Source organism: Alloalcanivorax profundimaris (assembly GCF_015265435.1).
In the GTDB taxonomy this organism is placed as follows: domain Bacteria; phylum Pseudomonadota; class Gammaproteobacteria; order Pseudomonadales; family Alcanivoracaceae; genus Alloalcanivorax; species Alloalcanivorax profundimaris.
On record NZ_JABJWH010000015.1, the window covers coordinates 55,330 to 81,476 of the forward strand.

Below are 26,147 nucleotides of genomic sequence, written 5' to 3' on the forward strand. Positions count from 1 at the left end.
GAAATAGTATTTTGAAATTATGGAAATACTGTAGAGGTCCGGTACACCGGGTCAACCGTTGCCGCCTCAAGTTTGCACCACGCCGTACAGATAGCGGGCGATCATGGCCAGGCACATCAGCACGATCAGCGGCCGGATCAGCCGCTGGCCGCCGCGCAGCACCGCGTGGGCGCCCAGCCAGGCGCCCAGCATCTGGCCCAGGATCATGGTGGCGCCCACCAGCCACAGCACCTTGCCGCCGATCACGAACAGCGTCAGCGAAGCGATGTTACTGGCGAAGTTGAACGCCTTGGCGTGGGCGGTGGCGGTGATCAGTTCGCGGCCGCGCAGGGCCACCTCCGCCAGGGAAAAGAAGGAACCGGTGCCGGGGCCGAAGAAGCCGTCGTAGAAGCCGATGGCGGGCACCACGGTGCGTTCGTAGAGGGCGGCGCCCAGACGCGGCGCCCGTTCCACCCGGCCGGCGCCGGGCGTGAGCAGGAAGTACAGGGCGATGATCGCCAGCACGATGGGCACCAGGATCTCCAGGGCGTCGGTGTGCACCACCTGGACCACCACCGTGCCCACGGCGCTGCCCGCCAGCGCCCACAGAAACGGCCGGCGCACCGCCGCCGGCGAGAACCGCCGCAGCCGCAGCAGGGTGAAGGTGGCCATGCCGGAGCCAAAGGTGCCCTGCAGCTTGTTGGTGGCCAGGGCCTGCACCGGCGGCAGGCCGGCCAGCAGCAGGCCGGGCAGGGTGAGCAGGCCGCCGCCGCCGGCCAGGGTATCGATGAAGCCGGCCAGCAGCGCCAGGCCGCCGAGCATCAGCAGCGTTGTCAGTTCCAGTTCCAAGCCCGTTCCCCGCCGGTGGTCGCGGCGCTCACTCTACTCCGGCGCCCGTGGCCATGAAAGAGCGCCCGCGGCGGTTAAAGAGCGCCCGCGGCGGTTAAAGACTGTAAAGTCGTGAAGCACCCGGGGCGCCTTTCCTTCTAGCATGAGGTCCAATGTTGGTCAGGCTTCAAGGAGGACCCCATGCGCTATTCCATCGCCATCATGGCCGCCGGCACCCTGCTGCTGGCCGGCTGCCAGCCGCCGGACGACGACAAACAGGAACAGGACGCCGCCGTGCCCCATCCGCCCATCGAGGAAACCGGTGACGGCGGCCAGGTGGGCAGCCAGGGCGGCGGCGAGGCCAGCCCGGCCACCGCCGGCGGCACCGCCGACGCACCCTCCGCCCAGGGCCACGGCGAAGACCTGAACGCGGACCAGGCGGCGGTGTACCAAAGCAGCGACTACCGCATCCAGGTCACCTTCCCCCGGGAGCTGGAGGTGGTGAACCACGCCGCCGGCGAGCTGGAAGGCGCCGACAACGCCGGCCAGGCGGACCAGGACGCCGCCTGGAAAGCGTTCGCCGGCGACGACATGGACGGCCAGCGGTTGCTCACCCTGGCGGTGCCCGGCGACCGGGACCTGCGCTTCCAGCTCGGCGCCAGCCGGGGCACCCAGGGGCTCAGCCATTGCAAGGACCAGCCCTCAGAGCAGGCCGGCGATACCGAGGCCACCCGCAGCCTGGACGGCGTGCCGTTCCGCCGCTTCGAAATCACCGAAACCGACGACCAGGGCTTCCGCACGGTGCAAAGCTATCGCGCCACCTACGGCGAAGCCTGTTACGCCATTGATCTGATCGCCCGGGGCGACGGCGAAGGCGAGGGCGCCGCCGAGGCCCTGACCCGCCTACAGACCGCCCTGGACGGCGTGGCATTCACCGAGTGAGGGACGCTTGAGCGATGCGTGTTCTGATCACTTCTTCTTTGCTGGCGGCCCTGGTGACCCTGGCTGGCTGTGACTCTTCTTCCCTGGGCGGCCCTTCCCTGGGCGACGGCGGCGCGCGCAGCACCGCCGTCGCCTCCGGCGCGCCCCAGGCCCGTTACGAGAATCGGGACTACGGCATCGCCCTGGATTACCCCAAGGAACGGGTACGGCGCGTCGAGGACCGCGGCGGCTATTTCAATGAAGGCGGCTGGCGCGCGGGCGTGGGGCCGGAGGCGCCGGGCGCGGCGCTGCTGGTGCTGCGCCTGAAGGGCTCCGACCGGATTCGCGCCGGCGAGCTCCATGTGGGGGCCAGCCGCGACCCGGCGGCCCTGGCCGGATGCACCGAACCGGACGCCTGGGCGCGACCGAAGAGCGTCGGCCAGGCCAGCCTGGACGGGGTCACCTTCACCACCTTCCAGGGCGGCGACGCGGCCATGAATCACTACCGCAAGGTGCACGCCTACCGGGCCGCGCACCGTGGCGTGTGCTACGCCATCGACCTGGTGGTGCAGGGCACCAACGGCGAGGTGTACGACCCGCCCCGGGAGGCGCCGTTCAGCGAAACCCGGGCGTTCGGTGATTTGCAGGCCCTGCTCGACGGCGTGCGGCTTATCGAGCGGGCTCCTTGACCCGGAACCAGGCGGCGTAGAGCGCCGGCAGGAACAGCAGGGTCAGGGCGGTGGCCACGATCAGCCCGCCCATGATCGCCACCGCCATGGGCCCGAAGAAGTCGCTGCGCGACAGCGGGATCATCGCCAGCACCGCCGTCAGGGCGGTGAGGGCGATGGGCCGGAAGCGCCGCACGGTGGAGTCGATGATGGCGTCCCAGCGGCTGTGGCCCTGGTCGATGTCCTGCTGGATCTGGTCCACCAGAATCACCGAGTTGCGCATGATCATGCCGGCCAGGGCGATGGTGCCGAGCATGGCCACGAAGCCGAACGGCTCGCCGAACAGCAGCAGGAACACGGTCACCCCGATCAGCCCCAGGGGCGCGGTGAGGAACACCATGGTGGCCAGCGAGAAGCTGCGCAGCTGCAGCATCAGCAGCGTCACCACCACCAGAATGAACAGTGGCATGCCGGCGTTCACCGAGGCCTGGCCACGGGCGGATTCCTCCACCGTGCCGCCGATCTCCAGCAGATAGCCCGGCGGCAGGTCTTCGCGGATGCCGCCCAGGTCCGGCCAGATGCGGTTGACCAGGGTGGCGGGTTGTTCGTCGCCGTAGATGTCGGCGCGTACGGTGATGGTGGGCAAACGGTTGCGGTGCCAGATCACCCCCTCCTCGAAGCCGTATTCCAGGGTCGCCACCTGGTTGAGCGGCACGCTGCGGCCGGATTCGGTCTGCACCGCCAGGTTGCCGAGCTGGCCCAGGGCGTGGCGCTCGCGGCGGTCGCCGCGCACCTCCACGTCGATCAGCTCGTTGTCTTCCCGGTACTGGCTCACCACTACCCCGGACAGGGAACTCTGCAGGGCCCGGGACAGGTCGGCGCTGTTCACGCCCAGGGCCCGGGCGCGGGCCTGGTCGATGTTCAGGCGCACCACCTTGCTGGGCTCTTCCCAATCCAGGTGCACATTGGTGACCTCCGGATTCTCGCGTACCTTGGCGGCCACCGAGCGGGCGATGGCGCGCACCTCGGGGATGTGCTCCCCGGACACCCGGAACTGGATCGGGTAGCCCACCGGCGGGCCGTTCTCCAGCCGCGATACCCGGCTGCGCAAGGTGGGGAATTCCTCGTGCAGGGTGTCGATCAGCCAGCGGCGCACCTCCTCGCGTTCCTCGATGTCGCGGGTCAGCACCACGAACTGGGCGAAGCTGGCGGCCGGCAGCTGCTGGTCCAGGGGAAGGTAGAAGCGCGGCGACCCGGAGCCGATGTAGGCCACGTAGTTCTCGATCTTGTCGTTGCCGGCGATCATCTTCTCCAGGCGCCGGGCCTGTTCGTCGGTGGCTTCCAGGGAGGCGCCCTCGTGGAGCTTGAGGTCCACCATCAATTCCAGCCGCGCGGACGGCGGGAAGAACTGCTGCGGCACCAGCCGGAACAACGCCACCGCGCCCATGAAGATCAGCACCGTGGCGACGATCACCGTCTTGCGGTAACGCACGCACCACAGCACCAGCCGCCGGAAGCGCTGATAGAAGGGTTTCTGGTAAGGGTCATGCACCTGGCCGCTGTCGTCCCGGCGCGCCAGGTTGGGCAGCAGCTTGTCGCCCAGGTAGGGCACGAATACCACGGCGGTGATCCAGGACACCAGCAGCGACAGGGTCACCACCTGGAAGATCGAGCGGGTGTATTCGCCGGTGCCGGATTCCGCCGTGGCGATGGGCAGGAAACCGGCGGCGGTGATCAGGGTGCCGGTGAGCATCGGAAAGGCGGTGCTGGTCCAGGCGAAGCCCGCCGCCTTCATGCGGCTCAGGCCCTGCTCCATTTTGATCGCCATCATTTCCACGGCGATGATGGCGTCGTCCACCATCAGGCCCAGGGCCAGCACCAGGGCGCCCAGGGAAATCTTGTGCAGGCCGATGTCGAAGTAGTTCATCAGCGCGAAGGTCATCGCCAGCACCAGGGGAATGGACAAGGCCACCACCAGGCCGGTGCGCGCCCCCAGGGAGAAGAAGCTCACCAGCAGCACGATCACCAGGGCCTCGATCAGTACCTGCACGAACTCGCCGACGCCGTGTTCCACCGCCGCCGGCTGGTCCGACACCTTGCGCAGCTCCAGGCCGGCCGGCAGGGTTTCCTGCAGCCGCTTGAACTCTCCGTCCAGGTGCTCGCCCAGGGCCAGGATGTCGCCGCCTTCCTTCATGGACACGGCGATGCCGATGGCGTCCTCGCCCATGAAGCGCATGCGCGGCTGGGGCGGGTCGCTGAAGCCCCGGTAGACGTCGGCGATGTCGCCCAGACGCAAAGTGCGGCCCTCGGCGCGGATCGGGAAGCGGCGGATTTCGTCCACGGATTCGAACTGGCCGCTCACCCGCAGCCGCACCCGGTCGCTGGGGGTCTCGAAGAAGCCGGCCTCGGCCACCGTGTTCTGGGATTGCAGCGCCTGCTGCACCGCGCCCATGGGAATGCCCAGGGAGGCCAGCTTGGTGTTGGAGATTTCCACCCACACCTTTTCGTCCTGCAGGCCCACCAGCTCCACCTTGCCCACGTCCTCCACGCGCTGCAGGGCCAGCTGGATGCGGTCCGCGTAGTCCTTCATCAGCGCGTAGTCGAAGCCCGGGCCGGTGAGGGCGTAGATGTTGCCGAAGGTGGTGCCGAATTCGTCATTGAAGAATGGGCCCTGGATGCCCTGGGGCAGGGTGTGGCGGATGTCGCCCACCTTCTTGCGCACCTGGTACCAGAGATCCGGGATTTCCCGGGAGTGCATGTCGTCGCGGGCCATGAACAGCACCTGGGACTGGCCCGGTCGCGAGAACGAGGTAATGCGGTCGTAATCCCCGGTCTCCATCAGCTTCTTCTCGATGCGTTCGGTGACCTGCCGCGACACTTCCTTGGCGCTGGCCCCGGGCCAGACCGTATTCACCACCATCACCTTGAAGGTGAAGGGCGGGTCCTCGCTCTGGCCGAGCTGGCTGTAGGAGAGGGCCCCCAGGGCACCCAGCACGATCATGGCGTAGAGCACCAGGGTGCGGTTGCGCAGCGCCCATTCGGAAAGGTTGAAGCGCATCGCTTACTCCCCGTCCGTGCGGTTCAGGTGCAGCGGCCGGTTCTGCCGGTCCACCGGCTTCACGGTCTGGCCGTCGCGCAGCACCTGGGTGCCGGCCGCCACCACCCAGGCGTCCGTGCCCAGGCCGGCCAGCACCGGCACCCGCTCGGCGTGGTAGGCACCGGTTTCCACCGGGGTTTTGGTCAGGGTCAGGTCGTCCGGGTTCACCACCCACACGTAGGCGTCACCGTCGTCGGCGGTGACCGCCGACAGCGGCAGACTGAGCGCCTCGCCGTTGCCGCCGTGCACCAGCACCCGGGCGCTCTGGCCCAGATCGGCGCCGACTTCGTCGTTGTCGAAAGCGACCCTTGCCTCGAAGGTGCGTGATGCCGGGTCCGCCGACGGCGCCAGCTCGCGAATATGGCCGGGGAAGGTGTCGCCGGGCCGGGACCACAGTTCGATGGCCACCTCGTCGCCCACCTGGAAGCGGTCGATGTCCTGCTCCGGCAGGTCGATGCGCACCTCCCGGTCGCCGTCCACGGCCAGCACGAACACCGTCTGGCCGGCGGCCACCACCTGGCCGGCCTCCGCCAGCCTCCGGGCGATCACGCCATTCTCCGGAGCCTCCAGCACCGCGTAGCCGGCCTGGTTGCGGGCCACGTCCATCTGCGCCCGGGCCTGCTTGAGCTGGGCTTCGGCGGCCTGGAAGCGGCTTTCCACGCTGTCGAACTGGGAACGGCTCACCACGCCGCGCTCCACCAGCGGCCGGTAGCGCTCCAGCTCGCTGGCGGCCAGACGGTGGTCGGCGCGGGCGGACGCCAGCCGGGCGCGGGCGGCGTCCAGTTCCAGACCCACGTCCTCGGCGTTCAGCTCCGCCAGGGGCTGGCCCTGCTCGACCCGGTCGCCCACGGTCACCAGCCGGCGGCTGATCTTGCCGCCGATGCGGAACGCCAGCTCCGGCTCATAGCGGGCGCGCACCTCGCCGGGAAAAATATCCATCAGGGTGTCGGCGCCCTCCGGCTGCACCACCAGGGCCGGGCGGGGCTTCACCTCGCCCTGGGGCTCCGCCGGGGAGCAGGCGGCCAGCGTCAAGGCCAGCGGCGTCAAGGCAAGCAAGAGAGGACGGAACATGGCGTGGACCCTCGGAGCGTTATTGTGGAATCACGTAAAAAAAGCGCCGGTTAGCGCATCGGAAATGCTATACTCGCCGGTATAGTAATTTTATTGAACTTACTGGTCCAGTATTTGGAAGGCCATTTGGAGCGACATGTCCGATAATGACCCCCAGACTGGCCTGCGCGGCCGGCCCAAGGACCCGGCCAAACGCCAGGCGATTCTGGATGCCGCCAAGGCCCTGTTCCTTGCCCAGGGTTTCTCGGGGACCAGCATGGATGCCGTGGCCGCCGAAGCGGGAGTCTCCAAGCTCACCGTTTACAGCCATTTCTCCGACAAGGCGACGCTGTTCGCCGCCGCCGTGGAGGCCAAGTGCCAGGGCCTGATGCCCTTTCCTATGTTTTCCCTGGAGAGCGATGACGCTCTGCCCCGGGTGCTGGAGCGCATCGGTCATGCCTTCATGGAACTCATCAACAGCGAGGAAGCCATTGGCCTTGAGCGGCTCATGACCAGTCTGGCCAGCCAGGATCCGGAAATGGCCCGGCTGTTCTTCGAGGCGGGGCCGGAACGCACCCTCAAGGAAATGGAGCGTTTGTTGATCACCGCCGGGGATCAGGGCCTGCTTGCCCTGGACGATCCCTGGGGCGCCGCCGAGCTGTTCTTCGGCATGCTGCAAAGCTGCCGGCATATGCAGGTGCTGATCGGCTGCGCGCAACCGCCGGGCCAGGCCGAGACCGAGGCCCATGTGCGCGAGGTGGTGCGCGTTTTTCTGCGCGGCTACGCCCCCTAGGCCGGGGCGGGCCCCGGAGTCCGAAAACGGCGAGTGCCGTGGTTCGCTCCGGGGTTATCATCGGACCATGTTCGATGACGATGTCCGCTACCGCGCCCTGAGCGCCCGGGACCCCCGCTTTGACGGCCACTTCTTCGTGGCCGTCACCTCCACCGGCGTGTACTGCCGGCCGGTGTGCCCGGCCCGGGTGCCGCGCCGGGAAAACTGCCGTTTCTACCCCAGTGCCGCCGCCGCCGAGGCGCACGGTTACCGTCCTTGTCTGCGCTGCCGCCCGGAACTGGCCCCCGGCCACGCCAGCGTGGACGCCCGTGGCCGGCTGGCGCGGGCGGCGGCGGCGCGGCTGGAAGCCGGCCCCCTGGACGAGGGCGGCCTGGCCACCCTGGCCACGGAACTGGGCGTTACCGACCGCCACCTGCGGCGCGTTTTCCAGGACCAGTTCGGTGTCACTCCGGTGGCCTACGCCCAGACCCAGCGCCTGCTGCTGGCGAAGCGATTGCTCACCGACACCCGTCTGCCGGTGACCGAGGTGGCCCTGGCCGCCGGCTTTGGCAGCCTGCGCCGCTTCAATGCGTTGTTCCAGCAGCGCTACCGGCTCAAGCCCTCCAGCCTGCGCCGCCGGCCCGGCCGCGCCGCCGATACCCTTGGCTTCCTGCTGGCCTACCGGCCGCCTTATCCCTGGGCGCCGCTGGCGGACTTCCTCGGCCAGCGGGCCATCGCCGGGGTCGAGGAACTGGACGGCGACGTCTACCGGCGCACCGTGGTGCTGCGTCGTGGTGAGCGGTTGCACCGTGGCTGGCTGTCGGTGACGCCGGTGGCCGGCAAGGACCAGTTGCGGGTAACCCTGTCCGCCTCCCTGGCGGCGGTGGTGCCGGAGGTGCTGGCCCGGCTGCGGCGGTTGTTCGATCTGGATTGCCAGCCGGCGGAGGTGGCCGAGGCCCTGGGTGAGCTGGCGGTGGCGCGTCCGGGCCTGAGGGTTCCCGGCGCCTTCGACGGCTTCGAGGCGGCGGTGCGCGCGGTGCTCGGCCAGCAGATCACGGTTCGCGCCGCCCAGACCCTGGCCGGCCGGGTGGCGTCCCACCTTGGCGAGCCCCTGGCAACCCCTTTCCCCGCGCTCACCCACACCTTCCCGGAGGCGGCCACGGTGGCGGATAGCGATCCGGAAGCGCTCGGCAAGCTGGGCATCCTGCGCGCCCGGGTGGGCGCCATTCAGGCCCTGGCCCGGGCCTGCGCCGACGGTGACCTGGTGCTGACGCCGGGAGCGCCGGTGGACGCCACCCTGGAGCGGCTGCGGGCGCTGCCCGGCATCGGCGACTGGACCGCCCAGTACCTGGCCCTGCGCGCCCTGTCCTGGCCGGATGCCTTCCCGGCCGCGGACTACGGCGTGCTCAAGGCCCTGGGCGAACGCTCACCGGCCCGGGCCCGCCGGCGCGCTGAGGCCTGGCGGCCCTGGCGGGCCTACGCGGTGTTGCATTTGTGGCAGCGGCTGGCGGATCAGTCCGCCTCGCAGGCCGCCGACGACACCGGCCGGTAGGCCTGGTGGCGGCGGCTGTAGGCGCTCAGCGCCACCCCCGCCGCCATCACCAGGCAACTGAACGCGAACACCAGCCGGAAGCCGTCGCGCCATTCGATCAGCGGGCCGGCCAGGGCCGGCCCCAGCAACTGGCCCACCGCGTAGAACAGGGTCACGAAGCTCACCGCCACCGGCGCCCGGTGGGCCGGAACGGTCTCCGTGGCCGCCGCCAGCACGGTGGAGAACATGCCCGCCGCGCACAGCCCGATCAGCACGAAGTGGAAGCCGAACGCCCAGGTGCCCGGATGGATCACCGGCACCACCGTGGCCACCAGGGACAAGCCCATGGACAGCATCAGCCCGCTGGCGTAGCCGAGCCGGTCGGACAGCCAGCCCCAGGCGGGGCCGGCGAAGATCGACAGCATGCCCATGGCCGACACCAGGTGGCCGGCGGTGATCGGTGGCGTGCCCGCGTCCAGGGCGAAGCTGTACATGAAGGTGGTCTGGACGATGAAGGTGAGCCCCAGCACGCCGTAGATCAGCCCCACCACGGTCACATGGGGATTGCGGAAAATGGGTTCGTCCGGCTCGCCCAGGGCGCTGGCGGTGTCCGGTGCCAGGGGCCGGGGTGGATTACGCAGGAACAGGGCCACCAGCACGGTCACCGCCACGCCGCCGGCGGCGAACAGCAGCCATACGCGGCGCCAGCCGTCCTCGGCGGCCACCTCCGTTAGAGCCGGCACCAGGGCGCCGGCCAGCAGCATGCCGATGCCCACGCCGCTGTTGGTGAAGCCGATCACCGCGCCGCGCCGGTGCGGGTAGGTATTGGCCAGCAGGGAGATCAGCGGCGTGTAGCCGAAGGCGGTGCCGGTGCCCAGCACCACCATCAGCACGATCAGCAGCGGGTAGTCACTGGCCCGGCTGAGGCCCACGAAGCCGGCGATCACCAGCGCCAGCCCGATCAGGATGGCGGTCTTGCCGCCGAAGCGGGCGGCGAACACCCCGGCCACCATCACCAGCAGCAGGTAGCCCAGGGCGTTGGCGGTGCTCAGGTTGGCGGCCTGGTGGTAGCTCAGCCCCAGACCATCGCGCATGGCCGGCAGCACCAGGCCATAGCTGAGCCGGGCGAACACCAGCAACACCACGGTGCACAGGGCCCCGGTGGTGACCATCAGAAAGAACGGCGGGCGCCGGCCAAACAGGCGCGCTGCGAGAAGGCGCATGGAATCCCCGGTTTGTTGTTGTGATCGCTGGGTCCGGTCAGTGTAGCCCGGCCCGGTCACCGGGCATACCCGAAAGTATGTGGGAAAATTCCAGACTCCGGCGACTCCCCGGGCCGGTGGTGGAGCTGCTATTCTGGCGCGCCCCGTGATCGCTGGAGACCTTGTATGGATACGCCCCGACCCGGCCGCTACCGGCATTTCAAAGGCAACGAATACCGCGTGCTGGGCACCGCCACCCATTCGGAAAGCGGCGAAGCGCTGGTGGTGTACCGCCCGTTGTACGGCGACGGCGACCTCTGGGTGCGACCGCTGGCCATGTTCATGGAGACCGTGGAGCGGGACGGCCGCGAGCAGCCGCGCTTCGCCTTCGTCGCCGACGATTGAGCCCGCCGGGACGCTCGCGTTCGGTTCGGACAGGCCCTAAGATGGCCGTTTTGCGCGAGCGACCCACCATGCCCGAACCAACGCCCATTCTGCGCCTGCGAAAGAACGAAGAGCGCCGCCTCAAGGCCGGCCACGACTGGATCTACGCCAACGAGGTGGATACCGGCGAAACCCCGGTGAAGGACCTGCCCGCCGGCGCCGCCGCCCTGGTCCAGGATGCCCGTGGCAAATCCCTGGGCCGGGCGCTGCTCAGCCCCCATTCCCTGATCGTGGGCCGGCTCTACAGCCGCGACCCGGAGCAGGAACCCAGCCGCAGCTTCTTCAAGAAACGCATCGAACAGGCCCTGGCCCTGCGCGAGACCCTGTTTTCGGAACCGGGCTACCGGCTGATTCACGGCGAAGCCGACGGCCTGCCCGGCCTGGTGGTGGACCGCTACCGCGACACCCTGGTGATGCAGGCCGGCACCGCCGGCATGGAAGCCCACCTGGACACCGTGGCCTCCGCCCTGGACGCGGTGATCAACCCGGCCAACATCGTGGTGCGCAACGAAGCCGGCGTCCGCGAGCTGGAAGCCCTGCCGCTCTACACCAAGACCCTCAAGGGCGAGGTGCCGGAGGAAGTGCACCTGCATGAAAACGGCGGCCACTTCGTGGCGCCCCTGCGCGAAGGCCAGAAGACCGGCTGGTTCTTCGACCACCGCGCCGCCCGCGCGCGCATGGCGCCGCTGGCCAAGGGCGCCCGGGTACTGGACGTGTTCGCCTACTGCGGTGGCTGGGGCGTGCAGGCGGCCCTGGCCGGCGCCCGGGAAGTCACCGGCGTGGACAGCTCTGGGCTGGCCCTGGACTTCATGCACCGCAACGCGGAACTGAACGGCGTCGGCGACCGCCTGCGCACCCTGGAAGGGGACGCGGTGGCGGCCATGAAGGAACTGATCGCCGACGGCGAGAAATTCGATCTGGTGATCCTGGACCCGCCGGCCTTCATCAAGCGCCGCAAGGACTTCAAGAACGGCCTGGCCGGTTACCACGCCATCAACGAGCTGGCGGTGCGGCTGGTGAAGCCCGGCGGCTACCTGGTGTCCGCCTCCTGCTCCATGCACCTGCCGGCGGACAAGCTGCTCGACGTGGTGCGCGCCTCCGCCCGCCACATCGACCGCGCCCTGCAGGTGATCGGCCAGGAAGGCCAGGGCCCGGACCACCCGATCCAGCCGGCCATGCCGGAAACCGCCTACCTGAAAAGCTGGTTCACCCGGCTATTGTTCCGCTTCTGATTCCCGGCCGGTGTGGTAGGAGCGACCGGGCGGCGCTCCGCTTCAGTCGCGATGGCGGCAACCTCTAACGCCAGATCGCGACTGAAGTCGCTCCTACGGCGTACCGGGGGGGTTATACCCAGACCACGACGGCGACCAGGGCCAGCACCACGGCCGTGGCTCGCTCCACGCGGGCGTGGTGGCGGCGCAGGGCGGCGAGGATCGGCCCCCGGGCCAGAACCAGCGCCACCAGCGAATACCAGGCGCCGTCGATGACCACCGCCGTGGCCGCCACCTGCACCCGGGCGGCGGTGCTCATGCCGGCGTCGATGAACTGACTGAACAAGGCCAGGAAGAACAGCGCCACCTTGGGGTTGAGAAAGGCGATCAGGAAACCGTCCCGGGCGGGCCTTCCACCGCCACCCCCGGTTCCCCCGGCGGGCGCCGCGCCGGCGCCCCGCCAGCTGTTCCAGGCCAGCCACAGCAAAAACAGCGACCCGGCCAGCCGGATGCCGGTTTCCAGGGACGGGAAGCGGTGCAACACCACCGCCAGCCCGGCCACGGTGGCGGCGGCGTACACGCCGATGCCCAGGGCGTGGGCCAGGCCGGCGCGCACCCCGGCCGGCGCCGAGCCGTGCAGGGTGTGCCGCAGCACCACCGCCAGGCTGGCCCCCGGCGTCATTGCCCCCAGGGCGCACACCCCCGCCAGCAGTAACCAGTCCTCGATCGCAAGCATGTCGTTCACCGTCCGTTCAGGAAGCGGGCATTGCACGCCGGGGCGCCGTTCCCGTCAACGCTTACATAAAAACACCAAACGCTTCGCCGCCGGTATGGCTACTGGGTATGGGCTACTGATTGTGGGTGGAGAACACTCGCACGCCCTGGTCCCCGTAGAGGAACACCTTGTAGGCGTCGCGGCGGTCGCCCATTTCCATGCCCGGGGAGCCCACCGGCATGCCCGGCACGGTGAGGCCGTGGGCGTCCGGGCGTTCTTCCAGCAGGCGCCGCACGTCCTCGGCGGGCACATGGCCCTCGATGGCGTAGCCGTCGATGAAGGCGGTGTGGCAGGAGCCCATGCCCGGCTTCAGGCCCGCTTTTTCCTTGATGGATTGCAGGTTCTGGGTGTTGTGCACCTCCACCTCGAAGCCGTTGTCGCGCATGTGCTCCGCCCAGGCGGTGCAGCAGCCGCAGCTCGGTGATTTGTAGACTTGCAGGCTGCCGGCGGCGGCCAGGGTACTGGTCAGCAGCAGGCCGGCGGCGATCATCAGACGGGTCATGAAAATCTCCTTTTTTCTCTTCTTTAGTGAACGATCAGGGTGCCCTGATACATCTGCATCTGGCAGGTGAATCGGTAGGTACCCGGGGTCTCCGGCGTCAGGGTGACGGTGGTTTTCTCGCCCACCGGCAGGGTCTCGCTGACGTCCAGTTTGTGGAAGATCACCTGCTCGGCGCAGGGGCTGGCGTCGCGCCGCTCGAAGCGCAGCGTCAGGGTGTCGCCGGCGTTGGTCTCGATCACCGAGGGTTCGTAGACGCCGTCGTCCACGACGATGTCGATGGCGCCGCCGCCCTCGGCCCGTTTCGCCGGGCGGCCCTTGGAGGACAACCAGAACCACCACACGATCAGGGCCATCAGCGCCAGGCCCGCTACATTGATCAATACGCTCATGAGCGATCTCCCGTCTTGGCACGCGGGCCGTGATGACCGCGGGGTTTGAAGAAACGCAGCCGGTTGGCGTTGCTGACCACGGTCACCGAGCTCAGGGACATGGCGGCGCCGGCGATCACCGGGCTGAGCAGCCAGCCGGTGAACGGGTAGAGCAGGCCGGCGGCCACCGGCACGCCCAGGCTGTTGTAGACGAAGGCGCCGAACAGGTTCTGCTTGATGTTGCGCAGGGTCGCCCGGGAAATCGCCATGGCGTCGGCGACGCCGTGCAGGGAGCCGCTCATCAAGGTAATGGAGGCGGACTCGATGGCCACGTCGGTGCCGGTGCCGATGGCGAAGCCCACGTCCGCCTGGGCCAGGGCCGGGGCGTCGTTGATGCCGTCGCCGACCATGGCCACCTTGCGGCCTTCCTTCTGCAGTTTTTCCACTTCGCGGGCCTTGTCCTCCGGCAGCACCTCGGCGAGCACCTCGTCGACGCCGGCCTGCTTGGCGATGGCGTCGGCGGTGGCCTGGATGTCGCCGGTGATCATCACCACCCGCACGTCCCGGTCGCGCAGCCGGGCGATGGCCTCGGCGGCGTCCGTCTTGATGCGGTCGGCCACGCCGAGCACGCCGATCACGGTGTCGTCGCGGGTCAGGAACAGCGGCGTGGCGGCCTCGTCACTGAGCTGCCGGGCCTCGTCCTCCAGGCCCAGGCGTATGCCTTCCTGCTCCAGCCAGCGGCGGTTGCCCAGGCGCAGCAGGGCGTCGTCCTGGCGGGCGCTGACGCCCTTGCCGTTGAGGGCGCGGAAGTCGCTCACCGGCGCCGTCTTCAGGCCGCGTTCCTCGGCGGCGTCCAGGATCGCCCGCGCCAGCGGGTGCTCGGAGCCGGCCTCCAGGCTGGCCGCCAGGCGCAGTACCGTTTCCTCGTCCTGGTCGGGAGCGGCGATCACCCGGGTCACGGAAGGCCGGCCCTCGGTGATGGTGCCGGTCTTGTCGAGCACCACGGTGTCCAGCTCGGCGGCGGTCTGCAGGGCGGCGTCCTGGCGGATCAGGATGCCGGACTCCGCCGCCTTGCCCACCGCCACCATCACCGACATGGGCGTGGCCAGGCCCAGGGCGCAGGGGCAGGCAATGATCAACACGGTCACCGAGGCCACCACCATGTAGGCGGCCACCGGCTGCGGGCCGAAGTTGTACCAGAGCAGCGCGGTGGCCACGGCGATCAGCAGAATGGTGGGCACGAACACGCTGGCCACGGTGTCCGCCAGCCGGCCGATGGGCGGCTTGGCGCCCTGGGCTTTCTTGACCAGATCGATGATGCGCGCCAGGGCGGTGTCGGTGCCCACCCGGGTGGCGCGGTACACCAGGGTGCCGCTGCCGTTCAGGGTGCCGGCGGCCACGGTGTCGCCCTCGCTTTTCACCACCGGCATGGGCTCGCCGGTGAGCATGGATTCGTCCACCTCGCTGTCGCCTTCCAGCACCTCGCCGTCCACGGCGATGGTTTCACCGGGGCGCACCCGCAAGCGGTCGTCCACGCGGATGTCTTCCACCGGCACGTCGTGCTCGCCGTCGTCGTCCAGGCGGCGGGCGGTCTTGGCGCCCAGGTTGAGCAGCCGCTTCACGGCGGCGCCGGTCTTGCCCCGGGCGCGCAGCTCCAGGGCCAGGCCCAGGTTCACCAGGCCGATGATCATCGGGCTGGCCTCGAAGTAGACGTGGCGGGCCATCTCCGGCAGCAGGTTGGGGGCGATCACCACCAGGGTGGAATAGCCCCAGGCGGCGCCGGTGCCCACCGCGATCAGGGTGTCCATGTTGGCGTTATGATGGCGGAACGCCTTCCAGGCGCCGACGAAGAAATGCCGCCCGGGCAGAGCCAGTATCAGGAAGGTGATCACCGACACCGCGCCCCAGCCCCACTGGCTGGCGCCGCCGGCTTCCACGGTCATGGTGCCGCCGAACCAGCCCCACAGCATGATCGGCAGGCCCACCGCCAGGGCCACGCTGGTCTGGCGCACCAGCTTGCGGTAGAGCTGGTGTTCCTGTTCCTCGCGGTCGTCCTCGGCGCGGGCCGGGTCGCGCACCGGGGTGGCGTCGTAACCGGCGTTCTGCACCGCTCGCACCAGGTCGTCCGGCTGCGCGGAGCCGCTCACCCGGGCGGTGTGGTTGGCCAGGTTCATGCTCGCCGTGTCGACGCCGGGCACGCCCTCCAGGGCGCTTTCGATGGTGCGCACGCAGGAGGCGCAATGGGCGCCGGTCACCGCCAGGGACAATTCCCGGGGCGGCTCGGCGGGGGCGGCCTTCTTCGCGGGGGCGTCGCCGGTGGCGGTGGTGTAACGGGCCGGGTCGTCGTCGGCCGGCGCCGCTGGTCCGGGGTCGTCGTCCTCGTCGGCGGCGTAGCCGGCTTCCACCAGGGCGGCGCGCAGCGCGCCCCGGTCGGCGTCGCCGTCCACGGTGACGGTCTGGTTTTGCAGATCCACGTTCACGGCGCTCACGCCGTTGAGCGGCTCCAGCGCCTTGTGGATGGTCTTCACGCAGTGCTGGCAGGACGCGCCCTGAATGGGAAGGGTTTGCCGGCTCATGATTTACCTCCTTGGCCGTTGGTTCGGCGGATGCTGCCCAGTATCCAACCTGGGGGTAACCCCAAGGTCAAATCCGCCGGCATGAAAATAGGATGACAATGCAAACTTTTATAAAAGCGGCCGGTTGCGCGATCCAGTCCCTGGCCAGGCGGGCCCGGTGGCGAGAGTATAGCGCCACGTTTTGAGCCGCTAACTTGAGCGAGGACACGGAAATGTTGAAGAAGACCCTGATCGCTTCCGCGATTGCCGCCGGTACCCTGGCCAGCCTCGGTGCCCACGCGCAAAGCACCACCCCGGTGCGGGACAATGGTTTTTCCTACAGCTACGGCCAGTTCGGCTATGACCAGTGGGATTACGACCATGGTCCGGACGTGGACGTGCTCACCGGCGAAGGCGCCTTCGCCCTGGACGAGCACATCTTTCTGCGTGGCGGTCTGAGTTTCTACGACGGTGACTACGACAGCCCGGGCAGCGACGACGTGGACGGTAACCGCGCCTACGCCGGTGTTGGTTTCCACACCCCGCTGCAGCGCAATCTGGATCTGGTCGGTACCGCCGACGTGATCCGTGACGACAACGACTTCGACGATTCCGAATGGGGCTACGCGGTGCGCGGCGGCCTGCGCCACCGCACCACCGAGAGCCTGGAGTTGTCCGGTGGGGCCCTCTATGAGGACATCTACGATGGCAACTTCGGTGTCTACGGCCAGGGTCTGGTGCATCTGACCCGGGCCTGGGACGTGGGCGCGCGGGTGAGCTTCACCGACGACTCCGACAACATCGGCCTGTTTGGTCGCTACAACTTCTAAGCGTTTTCGCTTCTCGTCTCCCCCCGAGAATGCCGGCGTGGCCCCCAGCCCGCCGGCTTTTTTTTGTGCGCGGCTCCGTAGGTTGGATGTCGCTAGGCCGCCGGGGCGTCGCTGAAGCGGCGGGCGGCGTCCACCAGCCAGGTCTGGAAATGGGCCAGGGTCTCGTTGCCGCGCTGGCTGTCCGGCACCACGAACTGGTAGGCGTCGTTGCTGCGGAAGCTGTGCCGGAACGGAATCACCAGTTGCCCGCTGTCCAGCTCCTTGGTGATCAGGAACGGCGGAATCAGCGCCACCCCCATCTTCTGGATCGCCGCCTCGGCGAGCATGGTGAACAGCTCGTAGCGGGGCCCGGCCATGTCCCGGTCCACCTTCAGGCCCAGGGAATCGAACCAGGCCCGCCACATATAAGGCCGGGTGGTTTGCTGCAGCAGCGGCAGCCGGGCGATGGCCTCGCCGTCCAGGGGGCCGTCGCCGGCCAGGTCCGGGTGGCACACCGGCACCGGCTCCTCGTGCATCAATGGCACCGCCGTGGTGCCCGGCCACTGGCCGTCGCCGAAGTAGATGGCGGCGTCGAAGCGGGTGTCGGCGAACAGAAAAGGGCGGGTGCGATTGGTCAGGTTCACGGTGATGTCCGGGTGTTGCTCGCGGAACCCGGCCAGCCGTGGCAGCAGCCAGCGGGTGCCGAAGGTGGGCACCACCGCCAGTTCCAAAATGTTATTCGTGCCGTGCTTGCCCATCGCCGCCAGGGTGTCCCGCTCCAGTTCGTTGAGGCGGGCGCCGACCTGGCGGCTGTAGTGCAGGCCCGCCGGTGTCAGGTGCACGCCCTGGCGCCCGCGGCGGAACAGCTTCACTCCCAGGAACTCCTCCAGACCGTTGATCTGGCGGCAGATCGCGCTTTGCGTGAGGGACAGTTCCTCGGCGGCCTTGGTGAAACTCTGGTGGCGGGCGGCGGCCTCGAAGCCCACCAGGGCGGTGGTGCTGGGGATCTTGCGGCGCATGGGGGCTCCCGGGTGGCGGTATGAAGTGAGAAAAACGCACAATGGGTTGAATATTAATCGTTTGCGGAGCGGGATGACAGGTCCATAGCATGGACGCCCTTATACGGGCCCGCTCCACCGCGGCGCCCCATATCAACAAATGCATAGGTGGTGACATCATGGCGAATCAGGCCGCGTTTAATTGGGAAAGCCCCCTGCTGCTGGACCAGCAGCTCACCGAGGACGAGCGCATGGTGGCGGATTCCGCCCGCCAGTACTGCCAGGACAAGCTGGCTCCCCGCGTTCTGGACGCCTTCCGCAACGAACAGACCGACCCGGCCATCTTCCGCGAGATGGGCGAGCTGGGCCTGCTCGGCGCCACCATTCCGGAAGCCTACGGCGGCGCCGGCATGAACTACGTCTGCTACGGCCTGATCGCCCGGGAAGTGGAGCGCGTGGATTCCGGTTACCGCTCCATGATGAGCGTGCAGTCCTCCCTGGTGATGGTGCCGATCAATGAATTCGGCTCCGAAGAGCAGAAACAGAAGTATCTGCCCAAGCTGGCCAGCGGCGAGTGGATCGGCTGCTTCGGCCTGACCGAGCCGGACCACGGCTCCGACCCGGGCAGCATGGCCACCCGCGCCAAGAAAGTGGACGGCGGTTACCGCCTCACCGGCGCCAAGATGTGGATCACCAACAGCCCGATCGCCGACGTGTTCGTGGTGTGGGGCAAGACCGAGGACGGCAAGATCCGCGGCTTCATCCTGGAGAAAGGCTGGGAAGGCCTGTCCGCGCCGGCGATCCACGGCAAGGTCGGCCTGCGCGCCTCCATCACCGGTGAAATCGTCATGGACAACGTGTTCGTGCCGGAAGAGAACATGTTCCCGGAAGTGACCGGCCTGCGCGGCCCGTTCACCTGCCTGAACTCCGCCCGTTACGGCATCGCCTGGGGCGCCCTGGGTGCCGCCGAGTTCTGCTGGCACACCGCCCGCCAGTACACCCTGGACCGCAAGCAGTTCGGCCGCCCGCTGGCCGCCAACCAGCTGATCCAGAAGAAGCTGGCCGACATGCAGACCGAAATCACTCTGGGCCTGCAGGGCTGCCTGCGCCTGGGCCGCATGAAGGACGAAGGCACCGCGGCGGTGGAAATCACCTCCATCATGAAGCGCAACTCCTGCGGCAAGTCCCTGGACATCGCCCGCATGGCCCGCGACATGATGGGCGGCAACGGCATCTCCGATGAGTTCGGCGTGGCCCGCCACCTGGTGAACCTGGAAGTGGTCAACACCTACGAAGGCACCCACGACGTGCACGCGCTGATCCTGGGCCGCGCCCAGACCGGCCTGCAAGCCTTCGCCAACTAAGCGCTTCGGAGAAGTCTGATGTCCGGAGCATTGTCCCACCTGCGCGTGCTGGATCTGTCCCGCGTTCTGGCCGGCCCCTGGGCCGGCCAGATCCTGGGCGACCTGGGCGCCCGGGTGATCAAGGTGGAACGGCCCGGCCGCGGGGACGATACCCGTGGCTGGGGCCCGCCCTACCTGAAGGATGGCGACGGCGGTGATACCGACCAGGCCGCCTACTACCTGACCGCCAACCGCAACAAGGAATCCGTGGCCATCGACATCACCCGGCCGGAAGGCCAGGAGCTGGTGCGCAAGCTGGCGGCGGAATGCGACGTGGTGCTGGAGAACTTCAAGGTCGGCGGCCTCAAGCGCTACGGCCTGGATTACGACAGCCTGAAGGCGGTGAACCCGAAGCTGATCTATTGCTCGATCACCGGCTTCGGCCAGGACGGCCCCTACGCCACCCGCGCCGGTTACGATTTCCTGATCCAGGGCATGGGCGGGCTGATGAGCCTTACCGGCCACGCCGAGGGCGAGCCCGGTGCCGGGCCGATGAAAGTGGGCGTGGCGCTCACCGACATCACCACCGGCCTGTACGCCACCATCGCGGTGCTGGCGGCCCTGTCCCATCGGGACCGCACCGGCGAGGGGCAGCACCTGGACATGGCGCTGTTCGACGTGCAGATGGCCTGCCTGGCCAACCAGGCGATGAATTACCTGACCACCGGTCAGTCGCCGCGCCGGTTCGGCAACGCCCACCCGAACATCGTGCCCTACCAGGATTTCCCCACCGCCGACGGCGACGTGATCCTGACCGTGGGCAACGACGACCAGTTCGCCCGCTTCTGCGAGGTGGCCGGTCACCCGGAATGGGCCCAGGACCCGCGCTTCGCCACCAACCGCTCGCGGGTGGAGCATCGCGATGTGCTGGTGCCGTTGCTGCGCCAGACCACGGTGATGAAGACCACCGCCGAGTGGCTGGAGGCCCTGGAAGCGGTGGGCGTGCCCTGCGGCCCGGTGAACAACCTGGAGCAGGCGTTCGCCGATCCCCAGGCCCGGGCCCGTGGCCTGCGCCGGGAGATGGATCACCCCACCGCCGGCACCGTGCCCACCGTGGCCAGCCCGCTGCGCCTGTCGGCGACGCCGGCGGAATACCGCCTGCCGCCGCCGCTGCTCGGCGAGCACACCCGCGCGGTGCTCGGCGAAATGCTGGGCCTGGAGGGCGCGGACCTGGATACCCTATTCGCCGAGGGCGTGGTCGCCTGAGGCAGAATCCGCGCGGCCTTCGATCTCGGGCCGCGCTGCGCTGACAGCTGAGATCTCTGCCTTGACTTGGCCGCTCCGGTCCCCTCCGGAGCGGCTTTTTTTTGGTTCATCGCGGCTAAAGCCGCTCCTACCGCGCAATTTAACCGCCAACGCAATGCTACAAAGCCGCGCGAGACGCCACCTCGTAGCCTGTCGTCGTGTGCCCCCTTCCGGGACCCTGTCAAACAGGATGTTTGACCGGGAGCCCCCATGGGTGAGGCAAGCGTGTTGCGAAGCACTGCTTCGCGCGCCGCCGAACGCCGCCCATCTGTGATGGGTGGCCGGACCCGCTTGCGGGGGTTCACGGCGTTCCCGGAAGGGGGCACACGACGACAGGCGGCCCCAATGGAGGGTTGGGATCCTGTTCCTCGTCGCGGCTACGAGCCCAACCTCCGGTATTTCGCCGGGGTCTGGCCGGTCCAGCGCTGGAAGGCGCGGATGAAGGCCGCCGTTTCGCTGTAGCCGAGCCGGTCGGCGATGCGCTCCACGCTCAGCGACGAATCCCCCAGCAGGGCGCGGGCCTTGCCCAGCCGCACGTCATCGAGAATTTTCTGGAAGCTGCGCCCCTCCTCCCCCAGCCGGCGCCGGAAGCTGCGCTCCGGCAGGTCGAAGGTGGCGGCGGTACGGGCCGCGTCCGGGAAGTCGCCGAGAAACAGGTCCAGGTACGTGGCCACCCGGTCCGCCAGCCCTTCCGGGGCCCCGGCCCGACGCGCCAGCAGGGCGTCGCACTGGGAGCGGTACAGGTCCTGGGCGGCCTGATTATGGAACGGCAGCGGCGTGGCCAGGTCCCGGTTGCGGATGGTGGCCTGGGCCCAGGGCTGGTCGAAGCGGATCGGCGCCCGGAAATATTCCTCATAGAAAGCCGTGTCCCGGGGTTCCGGGTAGGGCAGCCAGATTTCCCGGGGCGCCAGATCCAGGCCCAGCTGGGTCTGCAGGTCGTTGACCAGGCGAAAGGTGCCGGTCATGTCCCGGTCGATGAGCATGCGCCGCACCGAGGCGGGCAGGGCGATGGGCTTGAGAATCAGCGCCGTGTCCTCCTCGCCGGGCACCAGGGACAGCTCGCCGTACAGATAGGTGAGCGCCTGGTAGCGCACCCCCAGTTGGAAGCCCTCGAAGGCGGTGCGGCTGGTCATCAGCAGCATGGTCAGTGGGCCGTAGCCGGCCAGCCCGAATCGCTGGCCCATCTCGAAGCCGAACGCCGGGTCGCCGGCCAGGGGCAGCAGCTCCGTGAGCACCGCCAGTTCCCGGTCGCGCTCGATCTCGCCGTTGGGGTCCAGGCGCGCCGGGTCCAGCCCGTGGCGGGCCAGCACCGGGTCGCACGCCACCCCACGCTGGCGGAGCAGGTCCACGGTGTACATCAGGGCAAGGATGGAGCGTTGCGACATGGCATTGGCCGGAATGATCAATTTCCGGGTCAGCCTAACAGCTTTCTTCCGCCCCCCGCCAAGTTAGGGTAGACCCATCGAAAAGGCGCCCGGGCCAACCGGGCCAGCGCCACCCGTGAACAGGGAGAACAATATGAACAGTCGAGTGAACCCGCGAAACCGGGCCGTGAAGGTCGCCATCGTTGGTGGCGGTTTCGGCGGCCTGTGCATGGCCATCAAGCTGCGCGAAGCCGGCATCGAGGACTTCGTGGTGCTGGAGAAGGCCGGCGAACTGGGCGGCACCTGGCGCGAGAACACCTACCCGGGCTGCGCTTGCGACGTCCAGTCGCACCTGTATTCCTACTCCTTCGAGGGCAACCCGGACTGGTCCGCCCGCTACAGCGGCTGGCGGGAAATCCAGGACTACATCCTGGCCACCGCCGGCAAGCATGGCATTCACGAACGCACCCGCTTCCACGCCGAGGTCATCGGCGCCCACTACGACGAAGCCCGCGCCCGCTGGACCCTGGATCTCACCGACGGCGACCAGGTGGAATGCCAGCACTGGGTGCTGGCCAGTGGCCCCCTGCACGTGCCGCAAATCCCGAACTTCCCCGGCCTGGAGCGATTCCAGGGCAAGGTGTTCCACTCTTCCCAGTGGGACCACGACTACGATCTGAGCGGCAAGAAAGTGGTGTCCGTGGGCACCGGCGCCAGCGCCATCCAGTATGTGCCACAAATTGCTCCGGAGGTGGAGCGGCTTACCGTGGTGCAGCGTACCCCGGGCTGGATCATCCCCCGCGACGAACGCCGCTACAGCGCTTTAAGCAAGCGTCTGTTCCGGCGCTTCCCGGCGCTGCGCAAGCTGCACCGGGCGCGGCTCTACTGGAGCAACGAGTCCCGGGTGCTGCCGATCTTTCACCCGCGCCTGGCCATGTTGCTGGAGAAGGGCGTCAAGCAGTTCATCCGCCTGCAGGTGAAGGACAAGGACACCGCCCGTCGCCTCACCCCCAGCTACACCCTGGGCTGCAAGCGCATCATGATCTCCAACCGTTACTACCCCACCTTCAACCGGGACAACGTGGAGCTGGTCACCGAAGGCGTGAAGGAGGTGCGTGAACACAGCATCGTGTTCAGTGACGGCAGCGAGCGCGAGATGGACTGCCTGGTGCTGGGCACCGGCTTCGTGGTGGACCCGCGTATCTACATGCAGGGCTTCCCCATCGTCGGCCGGGGCGGGCGCACCCTCCAGGAGGACTGGAAGGAGGCCTCCGAGGCGTATCTGGGCATCACCGTGGCCGGTTACCCGAACCTGTTCCAGATGGTGGGCCCGAACACTGGCCTGGGGCACAACTCCATCGTCTTCATGATCGAGTGCCAGGCCCGTTACATCGTCGACGCCATCGAGAAGGCCGACGCCAAGGGCGTGGACGCCCTGGACGTGAAGCGCTCCGAAATGGACGCCTTCAACGAGAAGCTGCAGAAGGACGTGGCCGGCACCGTCTGGCAACAGGGCGGCTGCAGCAGCTGGTACCAGCAGGCGGACGGCAAGAACGTGGCGATCTGGCCGTACTCCACCTGGCGCTACTGGCTCAAGACCCGCCAGGTGGACGACGGCAAGTACCATTGGGAAAAAGCCGCGCGGCCCGTCACCCCCACTGCCGCCATCCCCACCAATACGTAGGAGCGGCTGGGCCCCGCGCCAGGGGCCGGCGGCTTGGGTTCTTTTCGCGATCCGGTTAGGCTTAGGCTCCACGCTCAGGAGCGCCCATGGACGACCGCAAACCGGAGATCATCGACACCCGCCTGATCGCCAGAAGCCGCCTGTTCGGCATCGAGGAAATGCACCTGCGTTTCAGCAACGGCGAGGAGCGCACCTACGAGCGCTTGCGCACGCCGCCCATTGCTGGCGTCATGTGCGTGCCCTTGCTGGACCGCGACACCGTGGTGCTGATCCGCGAGTACGGCGCCGGCGTCGAGGACTATCAGATCACCCTGCCCAAGGGCGCCTACGAGCACGGTGAGGACTGGCGCGACGCCGCCAACCGTGAACTCAAGGAAGAGGCCGGCTACGGTGCCCGCAAGCTCACCCTGCTCAAGCGCATGACGCTTTCCCCCGGCTACATGGGCCACGCCATCACCGTGGCCCTGGGCGAGGACCTCTACGAGGAAAAACTACCCGGCGACGAGCCGGAACCCCTGGAAGTGATCACCTGGAAACTGTCCGACCTGGACCGCCTGCTGGAACGCGAGGATGTCACCGAGGCGCGGGTGATCGCCGCTCTGCTCATGACCCGACGGATACTGGAAACCCGCTAATGACCGACCTGCACGCCCTGTTGGAACCCGTGGCCCGCATCGCCGCGGACGCCGGCGCCGCCATCCTGGAAATCTATAACCGCGGCGACGTGGACGTGGACCGCAAGGACGACGACAGCCCGATCACCGCCGCCGACCGCGCCGCCCACGAACTGATCGTCGCCCGGCTCGCGGAACTGACCCCGGAGATTCCGGTGTTCTCCGAGGAATCCGGCGGCATCGACTACGCCGATCGCAAGGACTGGCCACGCTTCTGGCTGGTGGACCCCCTGGATGGCACCAAGGAATTCATCAAGCGCAACGGCGAGTTCACCGTCAACATCGCCCTGGTGGAAGGCGACCGGCCGGTGCTGGGCGTGGTTCAGGTGCCGGTGCTCGATGTTTGCTATCTGGGCGGCGAAGGCCTGGGCGCCTTCAAGGAAGAGAACGGCCAGCGCCGGGCCATCCAGTGCCGGGAGCGGGACCTGCCGATCATCATGGTGGCCAGCCGCAGCCACGGCGGTGGCACGCAAATGGACGTTCTGGAAGCCCTGATTCAGCAACGCCTGGGCGCGGTGGAGAAAACCTCCATGGGCTCGTCGCTGAAGCTGTGCCTGGTGGCGGAAGGCAAGGCGGACATCTACCCGCGCCTGGCGCCCACCAGCGAATGGGACACCGCCGCCGCCCACGCCGTGGTGAGTGCCGCCGGCGGCGAAGTGGTGAACACCGACTTCGACCCGCTGGTTTACAACAAGGAAGATATCCTCAACCCGCACTTCCTGGTGTTCGGCCAGCCCGCCGACGACTGGCGCTTCATTCATTCCGCCGTGGCGGAATAAAGGTCGGATCGCGGCTCCTACAGCGGGATGATGCCGCTGTAGGAGCGGCCGGGCGGCGTTCCGCTTTAGCCGCGATCAAGGGATCAGACCGCTGCCAGGCCGTCTATCCCAGCCAGCTCGGCAACAACCCCATCAGCACCGGCTGCAACTGCAGGTTCAGCCAATACGCGCCCACCGCCACCATGGACAGCTGGACCATGGGCAGCATGATGCCCAGGGCCAGAACGTTCACTAATACCTTCTGACGAATCCGGCCGCTCCACAGCAACAGCGCCAGCGCGGTGAACACCGCCAGGGGCAACGCCAGAATTTCGTGCAAAGCGGGCGTGCTGGGCAACATCGGGGAAAGGTGGAGCGGCAACTCGAACATGGGCTGTGGAGCTCATCGGTAGTAGGAAATTAATCCTACCGAGTATTGCCGCAACGCTGTGTGAATACTAAGAACTTCGTCACAGGTTTGATGTCAAAGTGCCATCAGTCGGTCTGCGCCGTTATTCTGGTACATACGTGCTAATACGGAGGCTGGTCCTGCTTGTCCAGATGGTCGCGCAGGGCCGCCGGATCCGGCACCGTCACCTGCCCGTAGCTGAAGGTGATCAGGCCCTCCGCTTCCAGGGTCTTGAGCACCCGGTGCACGCCCTGGCGGGTCATGCCCATCATGTTGGCGATGTGTTCCCGGGTCAGTTTGAAGGTCACCGGGCCGCTGGCGCGGCTGCCCGGGTCGTGCATGGCGGCCAGGAACAGCAGCCGGCGGCCCACCCGCGCGGGCATGTCGCGCAGGGCGTTGTCCTGAATAATGGAAATCGCCGACCACAGCCGCCGGCTGAGCATGTCCAGGGTGCGTGGATAGGCCTCCGGGTAGCGCGCCAGCAGTTCCCGGTAGGCCTGGCCGGGCACCTCCACCAGCTCGCCGTCGCTGTGGGCGGTGGCGCCGAACACCCTCGGCATGCCCGGCGAGAACACGGTGTCGCCGAACCAGGCGCCGGCCTCGAACAGGGTCAGCATGATGCCCCGGCCCTCGGCGCTGGTGGCGTCGATGCGCACGCTGCCGGCGCCCACCACGGACAGCGTGGACTGCACCTCGCCGCGCTCGTAGAGCACCTCGTTGGCGTGGAACGGCCGCACCCGCGCCGCCACCGCCGCTTCCGCCAGGGCCGCCTCCGGCAGGCCGGAGAGCAAGGAACAACCGCGCAGTACCTCAAGACGGTGATCGGACATAATTGTAAAGCCGTTGACAGTGTGGCCGCCGCCGGTTCTAGACTGACCTCACGGCATCCGCCAGATACCA

At 68.2% G+C, this 26,147-nt stretch carries 24 protein-coding genes; 12 read left to right on the top strand and 12 right to left on the bottom strand.

Annotated features, from left to right (window positions below; all coding sequences use genetic code 11):
- Positions 1 to 66 precede the first annotated feature (66 nt).
- On the bottom strand, positions 67 to 828 hold the full coding sequence (locus HMJ39_RS09380; RefSeq protein WP_228462262.1) for a TSUP family transporter: 762 nt from the start codon (positions 826 to 828) through the stop codon (positions 67 to 69).
- A 180-nt stretch (positions 829 to 1,008) separates the two neighbouring features.
- On the opposite strand from HMJ39_RS09380, the gene HMJ39_RS09385 reads away from it, so the two are divergent.
- Together HMJ39_RS09385 and HMJ39_RS09390 are read left to right on the top strand one after the other, a co-directional pair.
- Positions 1,009 to 1,749 (top strand): hypothetical protein, encoded by a 741-nt coding sequence (locus tag HMJ39_RS09385; RefSeq protein ID WP_194297110.1) that lies wholly within the window; start codon positions 1,009 to 1,011, stop codon positions 1,747 to 1,749.
- A 14-nt stretch (positions 1,750 to 1,763) separates the two neighbouring features.
- Positions 1,764 to 2,417, top strand: a complete 654-nt coding sequence (locus HMJ39_RS09390; protein ID WP_194297111.1) for a hypothetical protein — start codon at positions 1,764 to 1,766, stop codon at positions 2,415 to 2,417.
- Here the strand turns inward: HMJ39_RS09390 and HMJ39_RS09395 are convergent.
- Both HMJ39_RS09395 and HMJ39_RS09400 read right to left on the bottom strand, forming a co-directional pair.
- Complete coding sequence (locus HMJ39_RS09395; protein WP_194297112.1) at positions 2,398 to 5,454, bottom strand: efflux RND transporter permease subunit; 3,057 nt, start codon at positions 5,452 to 5,454, stop codon at positions 2,398 to 2,400. The genes HMJ39_RS09390 and HMJ39_RS09395 overlap by 20 nt on opposite strands.
- Before the next feature lie 3 nt (positions 5,455 to 5,457).
- Entirely contained in the window at positions 5,458 to 6,564 is a 1,107-nt protein-coding gene (locus HMJ39_RS09400; RefSeq protein WP_194297113.1) for an efflux RND transporter periplasmic adaptor subunit, read from the bottom strand.
- Between the two features lie 136 nt (positions 6,565 to 6,700).
- Between HMJ39_RS09400 and HMJ39_RS09405 the strand changes: the two genes are divergently transcribed.
- Positions 6,701 to 7,336, top strand: a complete 636-nt coding sequence (locus tag HMJ39_RS09405) for a TetR/AcrR family transcriptional regulator (protein WP_194297114.1) — start codon at positions 6,701 to 6,703, stop codon at positions 7,334 to 7,336.
- Between the two features lie 67 nt (positions 7,337 to 7,403).
- Positions 7,404 to 8,867 (top strand): DNA-3-methyladenine glycosylase 2, encoded by a 1,464-nt coding sequence (gene alkA, locus HMJ39_RS09410; RefSeq protein WP_194297115.1) that lies wholly within the window; start codon positions 7,404 to 7,406, stop codon positions 8,865 to 8,867.
- Here alkA and HMJ39_RS09415 read toward each other — a convergent pair.
- The gene (locus HMJ39_RS09415) at positions 8,828 to 10,069 is read right to left on the bottom strand and encodes an MFS transporter (protein ID WP_194297116.1); all 1,242 of its coding nucleotides are present in this window, start codon (positions 10,067 to 10,069) and stop codon (positions 8,828 to 8,830) included. The two genes, alkA and HMJ39_RS09415, sit on opposite strands and share 40 nt — an antisense overlap.
- Positions 10,070 to 10,234: 165 nt before the next feature.
- Between HMJ39_RS09415 and HMJ39_RS09420 the strand changes: the two genes are divergently transcribed.
- Both HMJ39_RS09420 and HMJ39_RS09425 read left to right on the top strand, forming a co-directional pair.
- Positions 10,235 to 10,453, top strand: coding sequence for a DUF1653 domain-containing protein (locus HMJ39_RS09420; RefSeq protein WP_161386210.1), 219 nt, complete (start codon positions 10,235 to 10,237; stop codon positions 10,451 to 10,453).
- 68 nt (positions 10,454 to 10,521) lie between these two features.
- Positions 10,522 to 11,724, top strand: a complete 1,203-nt coding sequence (locus HMJ39_RS09425) for a class I SAM-dependent rRNA methyltransferase (protein WP_194297117.1) — start codon at positions 10,522 to 10,524, stop codon at positions 11,722 to 11,724.
- Between the two features lie 112 nt (positions 11,725 to 11,836).
- Here the strand turns inward: HMJ39_RS09425 and HMJ39_RS09430 are convergent, their stop codons facing one another.
- From HMJ39_RS09430 to HMJ39_RS09445, 4 genes are all read right to left on the bottom strand, one after another.
- A complete protein-coding gene (locus HMJ39_RS09430; RefSeq protein ID WP_194297118.1) occupies positions 11,837 to 12,439 on the bottom strand; it encodes a LysE family translocator in 603 nt (200 codons plus the stop codon).
- 112 nt (positions 12,440 to 12,551) lie between these two features.
- The gene (locus HMJ39_RS09435; protein ID WP_194297119.1) at positions 12,552 to 12,980 is read right to left on the bottom strand and encodes a DUF411 domain-containing protein; all 429 of its coding nucleotides are present in this window, start codon (positions 12,978 to 12,980) and stop codon (positions 12,552 to 12,554) included.
- 23 nt (positions 12,981 to 13,003) lie between these two features.
- Complete coding sequence (locus HMJ39_RS09440; RefSeq protein ID WP_161386214.1) at positions 13,004 to 13,369, bottom strand: cupredoxin domain-containing protein; 366 nt, start codon at positions 13,367 to 13,369, stop codon at positions 13,004 to 13,006.
- Positions 13,366 to 15,924, bottom strand: coding sequence for a heavy metal translocating P-type ATPase (locus tag HMJ39_RS09445; RefSeq protein WP_194297120.1), 2,559 nt, complete (start codon positions 15,922 to 15,924; stop codon positions 13,366 to 13,368). The genes HMJ39_RS09440 and HMJ39_RS09445 overlap by 4 nt, the downstream gene beginning before the upstream one ends.
- A gap of 212 nt (positions 15,925 to 16,136) precedes the next feature.
- Between HMJ39_RS09445 and HMJ39_RS09450 the strand changes: the two genes are divergently transcribed.
- Entirely contained in the window at positions 16,137 to 16,733 is a 597-nt protein-coding gene (locus HMJ39_RS09450) for an outer membrane beta-barrel protein (RefSeq protein WP_161386216.1), read from the top strand.
- Between the two features lie 92 nt (positions 16,734 to 16,825).
- Here HMJ39_RS09450 and HMJ39_RS09455 read toward each other — a convergent pair whose 3' ends face one another.
- On the bottom strand, positions 16,826 to 17,731 hold the full coding sequence (locus HMJ39_RS09455; protein ID WP_194297121.1) for a LysR family transcriptional regulator: 906 nt from the start codon (positions 17,729 to 17,731) through the stop codon (positions 16,826 to 16,828).
- 158 nt (positions 17,732 to 17,889) lie between these two features.
- Here HMJ39_RS09455 and HMJ39_RS09460 point away from each other — a divergent pair, with 158 nt between their 5' ends.
- Both HMJ39_RS09460 and HMJ39_RS09465 read left to right on the top strand, forming a co-directional pair.
- Complete coding sequence (locus HMJ39_RS09460; RefSeq protein WP_194297122.1) at positions 17,890 to 19,074, top strand: acyl-CoA dehydrogenase; 1,185 nt, start codon at positions 17,890 to 17,892, stop codon at positions 19,072 to 19,074.
- An 18-nt stretch (positions 19,075 to 19,092) separates the two neighbouring features.
- Complete coding sequence (locus HMJ39_RS09465) at positions 19,093 to 20,319, top strand: CaiB/BaiF CoA transferase family protein (RefSeq protein WP_161386219.1); 1,227 nt, start codon at positions 19,093 to 19,095, stop codon at positions 20,317 to 20,319.
- Between the two features lie 416 nt (positions 20,320 to 20,735).
- On the opposite strand, the gene HMJ39_RS09470 is transcribed toward HMJ39_RS09465, so the two are convergent.
- The gene (locus tag HMJ39_RS09470) at positions 20,736 to 21,743 is read right to left on the bottom strand and encodes an AraC family transcriptional regulator (RefSeq protein WP_194297123.1); all 1,008 of its coding nucleotides are present in this window, start codon (positions 21,741 to 21,743) and stop codon (positions 20,736 to 20,738) included.
- Between the two features lie 133 nt (positions 21,744 to 21,876).
- Between HMJ39_RS09470 and HMJ39_RS09475 the strand changes: the two genes are divergently transcribed.
- The 3 genes from HMJ39_RS09475 to cysQ all read left to right on the top strand — a co-directional run bounded on the left by HMJ39_RS09475 (position 21,877) and on the right by cysQ (position 24,859).
- Positions 21,877 to 23,406 (top strand): flavin-containing monooxygenase, encoded by a 1,530-nt coding sequence (locus HMJ39_RS09475; protein WP_194297124.1) that lies wholly within the window; start codon positions 21,877 to 21,879, stop codon positions 23,404 to 23,406.
- Positions 23,407 to 23,492: 86 nt separating this feature from the next.
- Positions 23,493 to 24,041 (top strand): ADP compounds hydrolase NudE, encoded by a 549-nt coding sequence (gene nudE / locus HMJ39_RS09480; RefSeq protein ID WP_194297125.1) that lies wholly within the window; start codon positions 23,493 to 23,495, stop codon positions 24,039 to 24,041.
- Positions 24,041 to 24,859 (top strand): 3'(2'),5'-bisphosphate nucleotidase CysQ, encoded by an 819-nt coding sequence (gene cysQ, locus HMJ39_RS09485; RefSeq protein ID WP_161385263.1) that lies wholly within the window; start codon positions 24,041 to 24,043, stop codon positions 24,857 to 24,859. The genes nudE and cysQ overlap by 1 nt, the downstream gene beginning before the upstream one ends.
- A 103-nt stretch (positions 24,860 to 24,962) precedes the next feature.
- Here the strand turns inward: cysQ and HMJ39_RS09490 are convergent, their stop codons facing one another.
- Together HMJ39_RS09490 and HMJ39_RS09495 are read right to left on the bottom strand one after the other, a co-directional pair.
- Positions 24,963 to 25,229, bottom strand: a complete 267-nt coding sequence (locus tag HMJ39_RS09490; RefSeq protein ID WP_194297126.1) for a hypothetical protein — start codon at positions 25,227 to 25,229, stop codon at positions 24,963 to 24,965.
- 140 nt (positions 25,230 to 25,369) lie between these two features.
- A complete protein-coding gene (locus HMJ39_RS09495; RefSeq protein WP_194297127.1) occupies positions 25,370 to 26,077 on the bottom strand; it encodes a Crp/Fnr family transcriptional regulator in 708 nt (235 codons plus the stop codon).
- Positions 26,078 to 26,147 lie beyond the last annotated feature (70 nt).